This is a genomic window from Pseudomonas medicaginis, from assembly GCF_965119365.1.
In the GTDB taxonomy this organism is placed as follows: domain Bacteria; phylum Pseudomonadota; class Gammaproteobacteria; order Pseudomonadales; family Pseudomonadaceae; genus Aquipseudomonas.
This window is the reverse complement of the sequence record NZ_OZ221631.1, coordinates 3,380,274-3,392,410: the sequence shown is the minus strand read 5'-3', so window position 1 is coordinate 3,392,410 and position 12,137 is coordinate 3,380,274. Positions and strand designations below refer to the sequence as shown.

Here is a 12,137-nt window from a genome sequence, read left to right as displayed (position 1 = left end):
CCGTACGCCTTTGGCTACTGAAAGCACCCGCAAACCACCTGAAATCCATTGAGTGATCGGACACACCAGAGGTAAATCAAAGCCTTGGCTGCGTTGCGCTTCGCTCTGCTTCGCCAACGTCATGCCTTCGAAATTTGACACCACAACGCTATCACCTATCGTTCCTCTCGAGACCGCACCCAAGGACCGGGTGGCCCGGACGCCTTTGCAGGCGCGGTCGTCAATGTCATTCCCTCAAGGAGCAACAAAATGTCTGGATCGACCCAAACCATTGATGTGCTCGTCAACGTTGACGCCGATTACCTGCTCGCCCACCCCAACGACGTAGGCGGCGCGATTGCCATGCTGGTGACCCGCAGTGCCGTCGACAGCCATGCCAGCGGCAACACCGGCGAAGGTGGCAACGAGTTGTGGTTCGACGTAAACCCCGGTGACATCATTCGTTGGCGCGCCACCACGCTGTCGCGCAACTTCGACCGCATCGCCTTGATCAAAAACGTCCTGATCGGCGACCCTCATCAGGGCGGTGATTACAAGGGCACCATCTCGACCCCGCAATCTTTCAATATCCCCGGCATTCCAGTGCCCTATCTGGACAATGGCGCCCCCGGAGGCATTGCCAAGACCGATGTGACCTATACCATCTGGCAGTCCACTGCACTGAGCCCGGGAAAGCTCTGGTACCAAATCGTCTTCGTTCTGCTGGACCGTAACCTGAACCAGATCGGCCCGAACAACACATGGGATCCCTACATCACCGTCAATAATCAATAACTGAAATGCACACAGCCCCGGTCGGTTCCCTTCGTCGTTGACGAGGGCGTCGGCCGGGGCTGTGTGCAGGTTCTACAGCATTTCCTTCCTAAGCCGCTTTTTCAAACTCCATCAATGCCGCCAACACCAACGGATGCAGGACAGCCTCGGGATGTTTCGTTTGCCAGGACATCAAGTCGCGGCACATGGCCGGCGTCCAGAAGCTCTTGATGTGTTGGTACACGCCACGCACCGCCACCGCATGGTCCGGCTCAGTGGCGAAGTACTGACCGATCTGGTTGGCCATCTTGATCAGGCTGTCAGAACTCATCGGCGCACCTCGGCTTTCTCGGCGTGACGACGCTCGCGCAGCAGGCGACCTTGTTCATCACTGAACGCCTGGTAACGCTTCTGCCATTCAGAAGGCTGGCTGACCCGCACGATTTCCACCGCCGTCACCTTGTATTCCGGGCAGTTGGTGGCCCAGTCGGAGTTGTCGGTGGTGATCACGTTGGCACCCGATTCCGGGAAGTGGAACGTGGTATAGACCACGCCCGGCGCCACCCGCTCGGTCACCCTCGCGCGCAGCACCGTCTGCCCGGCACGGCTGCCGATACCGACCCAGTCTTCGTCGACGATCCCGCGGTTCTCGGCATCGGTCGGATGGATTTCCAGACGGTCTTCCTCGTGCCAGGCCACGTTGTCGGTGCGCCGGGTCTGGGCACCGACGTTGTACTGGCTGAGGATTCGGCCGGTGGTCAGCAGCAGCGGATAGCGGTTGTTGACCTTCTCGTCGGTGGGCACGTAGCCGGTGAGCATGAAACGGCCCTTGCCGCGTACGAACTGCTCGATGTGCATGGTCGGCGTGCCGTCCGGCGCCGCATCGTTGCATGGCCATTGCAGGCTGCCGTGACGCTCCAGTTCGGCGTAGCTGACGCGGGTGAAGGTCGGCGTCAGGCGGGCGATCTCATCCATGATTTCCGAAGGATGGTTGTAGTGCATCTTGTAGCCCAGGGCGTCGGCCAGGGCGATGGTGGCTTCCCAGTCGGCCTTGCCGGCCAATGGGTCCATCACCTTGCGAACGCGGGAGATGCGGCGTTCAGCGTTGGTAAAGGTGCCGTCCTTCTCGAGGAACGAGCTGCCCGGCAGGAACACGTGGGCGAACTTGGCCGTCTCGTTGAGGAAGATGTCCTGGACGATCACGCATTCCAGAGCGGACAGCGCGGCCGTCACATGCTGGGTATTGGGGTCGCTCTGGGCAATGTCCTCGCCCTGGCAGTAAAGCGCCTTGAAGGTGCCGTCCAGCGCGGCCTCGAACATGTTCGGAATACGCAGGCCCGGGTCAGGTTGCAGGGTAACGTTCCAGGCCTGCTCGAACTCGGCGCGGACCGCATCGTTGGAAACGTGCCGGTAGCCGGGCAGTTCGTGGGGGAACGAACCCATGTCGCAGGAGCCCTGGACGTTGTTCTGTCCACGCAGCGGGTTCACCCCGACACCTTCGCGACCGATGTTGCCAGTGGCCATGGCCAGGTTGGCGATGCCCATGACCGAGGTGCTGCCTTGGCTGTGCTCGGTGACGCCGAGGCCGTAGTAGATGGCCGCGTTGCCGCCGGTGGCGTAGAGCCGTGCAGCGGCGCGGATCTGCTCGGCAGGCACGCCGCAGACCGGGCCCAGGATCTCGGGCGCGTTTTCCGGCTGGCTGACGAAGTCGCGCCAGCGGGCGAAGTCCGCCGCCTCGCAGCGGGCCTCGACAAAAGGCTGGTCAATCAAGCCTTCGGTGGCAATGACATGGGCCAACGCGTTGAGCATCGCCACGTTGGTGCCTGGACGCAGTTGCAAGTGCAACTCGGCGCGGGCATGGGGCGAATCCACCAGGTCGATGCGCCGTGGGTCGATGACAATCAGCCGTGCCCCCTGACGCAGGCGGCGCTTGAGCTGGGAGCCGAACACCGGGTGCGCATCGGTGGGGTTGGCGCCCATCACCAGGATGACGTCGGCCTTCATCACCGAGTCGAAATTCTGGGTCCCGGCCGACTCGCCCAGCGTCTGCTTGAGGCCGTAACCGGTAGGCGAATGGCAAACACGGGCACACGTATCGACGTTGTTGTTGCCGAACGCGGTGCGCACCAGTTTCTGCACCAGATAGGTTTCTTCGTTGGTGCAGCGGCTGGACGTGATGCCGCCGATGGAGTCGCGCCCGTACTTGAGCTGGATCCGACGCAGTTCACTGGCGGCGTAAGTGACCGCCTCGTCCCAGCTGACTTCCTGCCATGGATCGTTGATGTGCTTGCGGATCATCGGCTTGGTGATGCGATCCGGGTGCGTGGCGTAACCCCAGGCGAAGCGGCCCTTGACGCAAGAGTGGCCGTGGTTGGCCTGGCCGTTCTTGTCCGGGACCATGCGCACCAGTTGTTCGCCTTTCATTTCGGCGCGGAACGAGCAACCCACGCCGCAGTAGGCGCACGTGGTAATGACGCTACGCTCCGGCTGCCCAATTTCCACGACGCTCTTGTCGATCAGGGTCGCCGTCGGACACGCCTGCACGCAGGCGCCACAGGACACGCATTCGGAATCGAGGAAGTTCTCGCCACCGGCCGCTTCCACCCGGGAGTCGAAGCCGCGTCCGGTGATCGTCAGGGCGAAGGTGCCCTGGATTTCCTCGCAGGCACGCACGCAGCGGTTGCAGACGATGCACTTGCTCGGGTCGTAGTCGAAATACGGGTTGGAAACGTCCTTGGCCTCGGCCAGGTGGTTGGCCCCTTCGTAGCCGTAGCGCACTTCCCGCAGGCCCACCTGCCCCGCCACGGTCTGCAATTCGCAGTTGCCATTGGCCGAGCAGGTCAGGCAGTCCAGCGGGTGGTCGGAAATGTACAGTTCCATCACGTTGCGCCGCAGTGTGGCGAGCTTGGAGGTTTGCGTGCGCACCACCATGCCCTCGGTCACCGGCGTGGTGCAGGACGCGGGATAGCCGCGCATGCCGTCGATTTCCACCAGGCACATGCGGCAGGAGCCGAAGGCCTCCAGGCTGTCGGTGGCGCAGAGCTTGGGAATGGTGGTGCCGAGCAACGCCGCGGCACGCATGACCGAGGTGCCGGAGGCGACGCTGATTTCGCGCCCATCGATGGTCAGGCTGACCTGCACATCGCTTTCACGCGCCGGGGTGCCCAGGTCGATATCGGTGCTGGGATCGAAGATGGTGATCATTGGTCGGCCTCCGTGGTCGCCAGACCGAAGTCGGCGGGGAAATGCTTGAGGGCGCTGGCGACAGGGTAGGACGTCATCCCACCGAGGGCACAGAGCGAACCGTACTGCAGGGTGTCGCACAGGTCCTGCAACAACAGGGCCTGTTCCTGGCGGTCACCGGCTTCGGAGCTGGCGATCAAGCGATCCACCACTTCCACCCCACGGGTGGAGCCGATCCGACACGGCGTGCACTTGCCGCAGGACTCCTCGGCGCAGAACTGCAGGGCGAACCGAGCCATCTGGGCCATGTCCAGGCTGTCGTCGGCCACCACCACGCCGCCGTGGCCGAGCATCGCGCCCATGGCGGCGAACGCTTCGTAGTCCAACGGCGTATCGAATTGCGAAGGCGGCACCCAGGCCCCCAACGGCCCGCCCACTTGCGCAGCCTTCAGGGGCCGGCCGCTGGCGGTACCGCCGCCGTAACCTTCCACCAATTCCCGCAGGCTCAGGCCGAAGGCGCGTTCCACCAGGCCGCCGTGACGGACGTTGCCGGCCAGTTGGAATGGCATCGTGCCCAGGGAGCGGCCCATGCCGAAATCGCGATAGAACTGCGCGCCCTTCTCCAGGATGATCGGCACCGAGGTCAGGGTCAGCACGTTATGCACCAGCGTCGGCAACCCGAACAGGCCCTGAATCGCTGGCAGTGGCGGTTTGGCGCGAACCGTGCCGCGCTTGCCCTCGAGGGATTCGAGCAGCGCCGTTTCCTCGCCACAGATATAGGCACCGGCGCCGACTCGCACTTCCAGCTCGAAGGCGCGGCCGCTGCCGTCGACGTTCGCGCCCAGGTAACCGGCTTCACGGGCGATGTGCAGCGCGTCGTTCAGTGTACTGACGGCGTCCGGGTATTCCGAGCGCACGTAGATGTAGCCCATCGTCGCGCCCACGGCGAGGCCGGCGATGATCATGCCTTCGATCAGCAGGAAGGGATCGCCTTCCATCAACATGCGGTCGGCGAAGGTGCCGGAGTCGCCTTCGTCGGCGTTACACACCACATACTTCTGTGCGCCCACGGCATCGCGCACCGTGCGCCACTTGATGCCCGCCGGGAACGCCGCGCCACCGCGGCCGCGCAGGCCGGAATCCAGCACGCTGGCGACCACATCCGCGCCATCCATCTGGATGGACCGGGCCAGGCCCAGGAAGCCGCCCCGGGCACGGTAGTCGTCCAGGGACAGCGGTTGCGTGATGCCCGCGCGAGCGAACAGCAGGCGCTGCTGGCTCTTGAGATAGGGAATCTCCTCCACCGGCCCCAGGGCCAGCGGATGACTCCCGGGATCGCCTGCCAGGGCATCCAGCAGGCCCGGCACATCGGCCGGCGTGACCGGGCCGAAGCCCAGCCGGACGCCGGCGCTGTCAAGCTCCACCAGCGGTTCCAGCCAATAGAGGCCACGAGAACTGGTGCGCAACACCGTCAACGGCAACTGTCGACGCTCAGCCTCAAGGACCAACGCATCGGCCACCTTGTCCGCGCCCACGGCACGGGCTACCGAATCGCGGGGGATACAGAGCGTCAGCATGCGCCCTCCTCCATGCAATCATTGACCAACTGACGCAGACGCTCGGGCGTGATCCGCGCATGCAACTCCCCGTCCAGCTCCAGGGCCGGCGAACAGACGCAGGCGCCCAGGCAATAGACCGGCCGCAGGCTGATACTGCCGTCGGCGCTGGTGCCGTGATCATCCAGCGACAGTTGCTCACGCAACTGCGCAGCCAGGGTTTCGGCCCCCATGCTCTTGCAGGACTCGGCCCGGCACAGGCGCAGGGTATGGCGCGCCGGCGGCGTGGTACGGAAATCGTGGTAGAAACTGATGACCCCGCGCACTTCAGCCAGGCTGAGGTTCAGGGCGTGGGCAATCTCCGGGACGGCACTGTCGGGGACATACCCGCAGCCTGCCTGGATGGCATGGAGAATAGGCAGCAAGGCACCGGGGGTGTCCTTTTCGCGCGCAAGCACGCTGTGGATCAAAGGCAGGTGAAGCGTCTCATCGGGCATAAACGTACCTCGGCATCTCGAACGACACCGCCGCATAGCGGCAGCCGTCCGGAGTCTTGGCTGCGGCGTCCGGCCCACGTCACGGTCGCGTGGCACATCCGATCGCCATTCTCGCTCTCCGGCCAGGTGTCTTTGGCGCACCTGATCCGGGGCATCCTCACAGCTTGCCACTCCCGGGGGTTGGCGATTGCACATGGACGACGAAACGTGTTCTGAAAGCGACTACTTGATAACTTGGCCCGGTGGACGATGCGCAAAGTCCTGATTCACCGGCTGAACTGTCAATCGGCCTTCTTAGATGACTTGGCGCAATGCATTGGCAACCAATGTAAACGCAGGCGAAGGCTGTCGCCGGCTGGGATAGTACAAATAGTAGCCTGAAAATGGCGGACACCAATCTTCCAGCACTCGCACCAGCCGACCTTCTTGCAGGTACGGTTCAAACTCTTCTTCTGGCAGGTAGGCAACCCCCAGCCCGGCCACTGCCGCCTGCACGATATGAGTCGACGTGTTGAAAATGAGTTGGCCCTCAACTCGCACGTTCACCTGTTTGGCTCGCCGCTCAAAGTCCCAGACATAGAGCCCGCCGGATGTCTGCATGCGCTGGTTGATACAGCGATGGCTCATCAGGTCGCGGGGGGTCTTGGGAATGGCGTGGGCGGCGAAGTACGCTTGCGAAGCGACGACAGCCATCCGCAATGGAGGGCCTATCGGAACGGCAACCATGTCTTTGTCGATGGTGTCCCCCAGGCGCACACCAGCATCAAACCGATCCGCCACGATGTCTCGAAATCCGTAACACACGTCAAATTCAACGTTTATATCCGGGTAGTCGTGCAGCAACCCAGTAAGTTTGGGTAGCAAGGTCGTGCGCAAGACATGATCACCGCAGGTGATGCGTACGGTGCCCGCGGGCTTGTCGCGCATCTCCGTCAGCCTATCCAGCTCGGTTTCTATTTCATCGAAGCGATTGCCTATCGCTTGCAGCAGTCGCTCGCCAGCGATGGTCGGCGAAACGCTGCGAGTGGTTCGCGTCAATAACCGGATCTGCAAGCGTGCTTCCAGGCCATTGATCGCCTGGCTCAGTGCAGATTGTGTGACACCCAATGCCCCGGCAGCGCGCGTGAAGCTGCCTTCGCGCGCGACCGTGACGAAAGACAGCAGATCATTGAGATTTCTTTTGATCATGGTGAAGCACATCTAAGCCAATTAATTAGCCTTGCTTATAGCCTTCTTAAGCATTCATTAGCTAGTCGCGTGACTGCACGTCGTTCACCATGTTCCCCATGAACAGGAACGGACGCAGAACTGCGATGAGGGCGACCTGGCTTGGTTTGCTGGCTTCAATGCTCGTGCTCGGCAGCTACTCGACAATGAATGAAGCCGCATCGGCGTCTTCGCTAACGGAGAACACGGGCATGTGGATGACCGTCGGGGAACAACGCATCGCCATCACCCTGGCCGACAACGGAGCTGCCCGCGCGCTTGTCGCGTTATTGCCACTGACATTGGACATGAGTGAACTCAACCGCAATGAAAAGTACGCCACCCTCCCCCAAGCACTACCTACCCAAGCGAGCAAGCCGGGAACGATCCACAACGGCGATCTGATGCTGTATGGCCCGGACACCCTGGTCGTCTTCTATACGGACTTCGATTCAACCTACGCATACACGCGCCTGGGGCGTGTGGACGACGCCGCAAGACTGGCTCAAGCGCTGGGTCGGCGGGGTGTGCAAGTGACGTTTTCCAAAAACTGATTACTCCGCATCGACAGGATTCCCAATGAAAAAGATCATCGTTTTATTAACCCTTCTTATCAGTTCGCTCTCAGCAATAGGAGCCGATATGTCCAGCGGCGCGGATAACTTCTATACCAGCGACGACGTGACCGTACAAAAGGTCAATTTCAAGAACCAGTACCAAATGAACGTAGCCGGCAACCTGTTCATCCCGAAGAGACTCAATGGCAAGACCAGAAATCCGGCGATTGTCGTAGGCCACCCGATGGGCGCGGTCAAGGAACAGAGCGCCAACCTTTATGCCACGAAAATGGCAGAAAGAGGCTTCGTGACCCTTTCCCTGGACTTGTCATTCTGGGGCGAAAGCGAGGGGCAGCCGCGCAATGCGGTTTCGCCGGATATCTATGCCGAGGACTTCAGCGCCGCAGTGGACTTTCTCAGCGCCCAGCCTTTTGTCGATAAAGAGCGGATTGGCGCAATCGGCATCTGCGGCAGTGGCAGCTTCGTGATCAGTGCTGCCAAGATTGACCCACGCATGAAGGCCATTGCAACCGTGAGCATGTATGACATGGGTGGCGTCAATCGCAACGGATTGAAGCACTCCCAAACGCTTGAACAACGCCGGGCTATCATCGCCCAAGCCACACAGCAGCGTAATGTGGAGTTCGCAGGTGGTGAAACGCTTTACACCAGCGGTACGGTGCATCAGTTGGATGAAAATACTCATCCTATCCAACGTGAGTTCTATGACTTCTACCGCACGCCGCGCGGTGAGTTCACGCCATCGAGCTCGTCCCAAGACCTGACCACGCACCCAACGCTGACCAGCAACGTCAAGTTCATGAATTTCTACCCGCTCAATGACATCGAGACCATTTCGCCTCATCCGATGTTATTCATTGCTGGCGCCGATGCTCATTCCAGGGAGTTCAGCGAAGAGGCTTACAAGCTCGCCGGTCAACCCAAGGAACTTGTCATCATTCCCGGGGCAGGCCATGTCGATCTTTATGATCGGGTCGACCTCATTCCGTTCGATAAGCTGACGAGCTTTTTCCAAAACAATCTGAGATGACAACGGGACGGGAAAGTAGTCAAGAGCGGTTTCGCCCCGGCAGCATCCGGGCCAGGGTATCGTCACCCACCCAGTAATGATGGAACAGCCCCGCCGCCGCATGCAGGCCGATGAGCCAGTAGCCACTGCTGCCGAGCAATTCGTGCCAATACTTGAGCTGTTTGCCCAAATCGGGATCCACCGCCACCGGTGCTGGCAAGAAGAACCCGAAATACGGTACGGGCTTACCTCCGGCGGCCAGCATCAACCAGGCCAGTACGGGTGTCGCAATCATCAGGCCATACAGGGCCGCATGCATTAAGTGGGAAACACCCGTCTGCCAGGCCTGCGGCGCGGGTTTGACTGGCGGACGCGGCGTCAGGCGCCCGAACAGACGAACCCAAACCAGTGCAAAAATGCTCAGCCCGAAGAGCCCGTGCAACCCCAGGAACAGGCTTCGCCCGGTGCTACCACGGGGTAACAGGCCCTTGATTTCAATGCAGGCATACACACCGACGAACAGCGCCAGCATCAACCAGTGCAGCGTCATCGACAGTTTTCCATAACGGTTTACAGCAATATCGCGGGTCATAACGCGCCTCAAGAAAGTCTGACGGACTGCCGACTCATTCGGCAGCACGATCCGGTCGCTGGGAAGCGATGCTGCCAACCTGCGGGTAAAGTCTTAAGGCAGTCTGAAGACCGACATTTCAAGGCGTTTTTTTACCTTTAGACGCTGCTACCAAGTGCGAACCCGCGATCACCTCCAGAGGCTCATGGGAAACATTCGCCAGCCTCGCCCCCACTCTCCGCGCACTCACGCGCCACGAAAAACCAAAAGCATCGCTATGCTCTCTACGGATAGATGCGTCCGGGAGCGACCATCTGCAGCTTAATATCAAGGAGGATTCCATGATGCGGGAAGCACCCACCGGACTCGAAAAACAGATAGAGATCGCAACAAAAATACTCTCCCTGTCGGCAAAAATCGGATTACTGATTGGCGGCACGTGCATCGTCAGTTATTTACTGAGCAACGGTCATTACCCGCAAGGCGTATCCGTTGGAGACAGTTTGTTATTTCTGGTCGCGGCGTTTTGCTTTGGGCTGGTTTGTGTTTATTTTTCAGTCTCCGTCACGGCTGTAGGGATATTACTTTCGCCGTTCTTCATACCCGTGCTTAGAAGCTTCGTCTGGCTACATGGAAAAATCACCGATAAAAAACCCATACTGGAATTCAAACGACCAAAAATAACCTTCCTCTCGGTGTTTTTTGGAATATGCGGCGCGCTGACCATCTATTTCCTTACCCATAAAAGCCCTTTGGAACACATTCAGCTCATCCTCCTGCCCATTTTTCAGTACATCGTTTACTCCTCCTACCTGGAGCAGAACAAGAAAATACAAGCAGCGCAGCCATCGGCATCTGAAGTCGTCGATTTCGAACATCCTGACCAGAATCCTCACGCCGAAATGAAACCCTTGAAAAGAACCAGGGCGGTGATCGTTGGAGTCATCCTCCTGACGCCCCTTCTCATGGGGGGCGTGACTTCGGACTTGCTGCAAGCGGCCATGAGCTTCGCGCAGATACGTATAGAAAGGGCAACGATTCTGGTGAAACCGCCTTACGCCAATCTATTGCCAGCTCCCAAGGATTCCCCACTGGAAAATTACAAGAAATTTGAAAACGCGACGGTGATTTTCCGAGGCGTGGGCAACTCGACGCTCATTGAAATGCACGCCGAGGAAACGGCGATCCGGTTGGAAATCCCGAATGACTCGATCATTATCGAGCGCCGTGTGAAGCCCTCTGCAAAAATGAGGAAAAATCCTGAGAAAACGGAAAGCTGATACCATCCGGAAAATTGACATGCTGAGCAGAACACCATGAATCGCCGCAAGAAAATAAACCAGTTATTGAAGGCTAACGCCAAAAAAGCCAGTGCCAAACTGGCCCCCAAAAGCAAGACTCAATACATCAGCAAAGCCGACCGACTGAAACTTGCGGCTGAAGCCAGTGACGCACCCATCACGCCGCCGGAAAGCTGATTCACGTCGCTGAAGCTCCATCCTCAGGCCGTTTTGCACGTTAACCAGGCGCTCCAGAAAAGACTGCTGAAGAACCGGGTAGCACTGCCGAATCCTGCATCACTCAACAGTTTTTGAACCGCAGCCTCGGAATGTGGAGGGTCGGCGCCTTGAAGAATCTTGCCAAGCTTGACCGTCACTTCTTCCGGACTGGCGCCATGCTGTCGCCACCGTTGCCCCCAGGCCGCGAGGAGTAACGGTTGACTGGCATACGCATATTGGTTCCCGGCGACAACCAGCGGCGCTCCCGGCTTTAGATGTGCCTGGATGGACCGTAATATTTTCAACTTGGCTTCATCCCCATCGAGATGATGGAGCACACCGATCAAGGTGGCAGCATCGTACGACCCGTTGGCTACCAGGTCTTCAATATGCCCAAGATGCAGGGCGGTTCTTCCGAGCAAGTTGTTTGCAGCCAATTGCTGCTTCGCGGCCTCCAGCATAGGCCCCGACGGATCGACGGCAGTGAAGCGCCAACCCGGCTCCAGCTTGGCCATTGCAATGATCTCTTGCGCCGTACCGCCAGCGCCCACCACCAGTATTTTCGCCGAGCCCACGTTCCCAAGGGTCGCCGCCAGCATGCACGCCGCCAGATCCTGGCAGGCGTCGTATCCAGCGAGCGCAATGCGGCTCTGCCGGCCGTACTCGTTGGCCCGTGAGGTATCAAATTTTTCCGCTGAATTAAACGAGGATGATTTCAAGGCGCAGTTCTCCATGTGCTGAAATCAAGCTACGCCTCGCTTAGGAATAATAAAAATTCATTAATTTTATGCGTGGCATTCCCACAAGGAATATCGGTTTCCATCGGCAGAATTTTGCGCGGTCAGCCATCAAGGCACAGATCGACTGGATCCCGCTCGCGCTGGGCGCGGTTCGTCCTTTCCCAAGGCAAGACATTGGCGGTGATGCAGGTATGCGGCGGCTCACAATCCTTAAACACGGTGAACCAACTTCGCGTGCTGGGTCGCTGGATGCGCGTGGTCACGATCCCCAATCAATCCTCCGTCCCCAAAGCCTTCCTTGAGTTCAACGAAGCCGGGCGCATGAAGCCATCGTCCTATTACGACCGGATCGTCGATGTCATGGAGGAACTGATGAAGTTCACCTTGCGGGTACGCGGCAGAGAAACCTATTTGGTCGACCGCTACTCCGAGCGCAAGGAAAGCGCCGAAGCGCTCTCCAAACGCGTTAACCAGAGGTCTATCCAGGCGCAGCGATAGTGATAGGTTCTTCGGTGTGATGTAGGACTTTAACGAACGTTGGCTCA

General features: G+C 59.5%; 12 protein-coding genes and 1 pseudogene. 6 read left to right on the top strand and 7 right to left on the bottom strand.

Annotation, left to right across the window (positions count from 1 at the left end; translation table 11 throughout):
- Nucleotides 1–249: 249 nt before the first annotated feature.
- Nucleotides 250–774, top strand: a complete 525-nt coding sequence (locus ACMTA2_RS15090) for an AidA/PixA family protein (protein WP_413795476.1) — start codon at nt 250–252, stop codon at nt 772–774.
- Between the two features lie 88 nt (nt 775–862).
- On the opposite strand, the gene ACMTA2_RS15085 is transcribed toward ACMTA2_RS15090, so the two are convergent.
- From ACMTA2_RS15085 to ACMTA2_RS15065, 5 genes are all read right to left on the bottom strand, one after another.
- Complete coding sequence (locus tag ACMTA2_RS15085) at nt 863–1,084, bottom strand: formate dehydrogenase subunit delta (protein ID WP_413795475.1); 222 nt, start codon at nt 1,082–1,084, stop codon at nt 863–865.
- On the bottom strand, nt 1,081–3,957 hold the full coding sequence (fdhF, locus tag ACMTA2_RS15080; RefSeq protein ID WP_413795474.1) for a formate dehydrogenase subunit alpha: 2,877 nt from the start codon (nt 3,955–3,957) through the stop codon (nt 1,081–1,083). Before fdhF ends, ACMTA2_RS15085 begins: the two co-directional genes overlap by 4 nt.
- Complete coding sequence (locus ACMTA2_RS15075; RefSeq protein WP_413795473.1) at nt 3,954–5,513, bottom strand: formate dehydrogenase beta subunit; 1,560 nt, start codon at nt 5,511–5,513, stop codon at nt 3,954–3,956. The genes fdhF and ACMTA2_RS15075 overlap by 4 nt, the downstream gene beginning before the upstream one ends.
- Entirely contained in the window at nt 5,507–5,989 is a 483-nt protein-coding gene (locus tag ACMTA2_RS15070; RefSeq protein ID WP_413795472.1) for a formate dehydrogenase subunit gamma, read from the bottom strand. Before ACMTA2_RS15070 ends, ACMTA2_RS15075 begins: the two co-directional genes overlap by 7 nt.
- 294 nt (nt 5,990–6,283) lie before the next feature.
- Nucleotides 6,284–7,177 carry a LysR family transcriptional regulator gene (locus ACMTA2_RS15065; protein WP_413795471.1) on the bottom strand — a complete coding sequence of 298 codons (894 nt, stop codon included), beginning with the start codon at nt 7,175–7,177 and terminating at the stop codon, nt 6,284–6,286.
- 125 nt (nt 7,178–7,302) lie between these two features.
- On the opposite strand from ACMTA2_RS15065, the gene ACMTA2_RS15060 reads away from it, so the two are divergent.
- Together ACMTA2_RS15060 and ACMTA2_RS15055 are read left to right on the top strand one after the other, a co-directional pair.
- Entirely contained in the window at nt 7,303–7,749 is a 447-nt protein-coding gene (locus ACMTA2_RS15060) for a cyclophilin-like fold protein (RefSeq protein WP_413795470.1), read from the top strand.
- 25 nt (nt 7,750–7,774) lie between these two features.
- Complete coding sequence (locus ACMTA2_RS15055) at nt 7,775–8,803, top strand: alpha/beta hydrolase (protein ID WP_413795469.1); 1,029 nt, start codon at nt 7,775–7,777, stop codon at nt 8,801–8,803.
- A 19-nt stretch (nt 8,804–8,822) separates the two neighbouring features.
- On the opposite strand, the gene ACMTA2_RS15050 is transcribed toward ACMTA2_RS15055, so the two are convergent.
- Nucleotides 8,823–9,374: a cytochrome b gene (locus tag ACMTA2_RS15050; protein ID WP_413795468.1), complete on the bottom strand. Its 552-nt coding sequence runs from the start codon at nt 9,372–9,374 to the stop codon at nt 8,823–8,825.
- 320 nt (nt 9,375–9,694) lie between these two features.
- Here ACMTA2_RS15050 and ACMTA2_RS15045 point away from each other — a divergent pair, with 320 nt between their 5' ends.
- Both ACMTA2_RS15045 and ACMTA2_RS15040 read left to right on the top strand, forming a co-directional pair.
- Nucleotides 9,695–10,633 carry a hypothetical protein gene (locus ACMTA2_RS15045; protein ID WP_413795467.1) on the top strand — a complete coding sequence of 313 codons (939 nt, stop codon included), beginning with the start codon at nt 9,695–9,697 and terminating at the stop codon, nt 10,631–10,633.
- A 36-nt stretch (nt 10,634–10,669) separates the two neighbouring features.
- On the top strand, nt 10,670–10,831 hold the full coding sequence (locus tag ACMTA2_RS15040) for a DUF2986 domain-containing protein (RefSeq protein WP_413795466.1): 162 nt from the start codon (nt 10,670–10,672) through the stop codon (nt 10,829–10,831).
- 23 nt (nt 10,832–10,854) lie between these two features.
- Here ACMTA2_RS15040 and ACMTA2_RS15035 read toward each other — a convergent pair whose 3' ends face one another.
- Nucleotides 10,855–11,571 (bottom strand): class I SAM-dependent methyltransferase, encoded by a 717-nt coding sequence (locus ACMTA2_RS15035; RefSeq protein ID WP_413795465.1) that lies wholly within the window; start codon nt 11,569–11,571, stop codon nt 10,855–10,857.
- A 128-nt stretch (nt 11,572–11,699) separates the two neighbouring features.
- On the opposite strand from ACMTA2_RS15035, the pseudogene ACMTA2_RS15030 reads away from it, so the two are divergent.
- Nucleotides 11,700–12,090 (top strand): annotated as a pseudogene (locus ACMTA2_RS15030) (NAD(P)H-dependent oxidoreductase); the annotation flags it as partial.
- Nucleotides 12,091–12,137 lie beyond the last annotated feature (47 nt).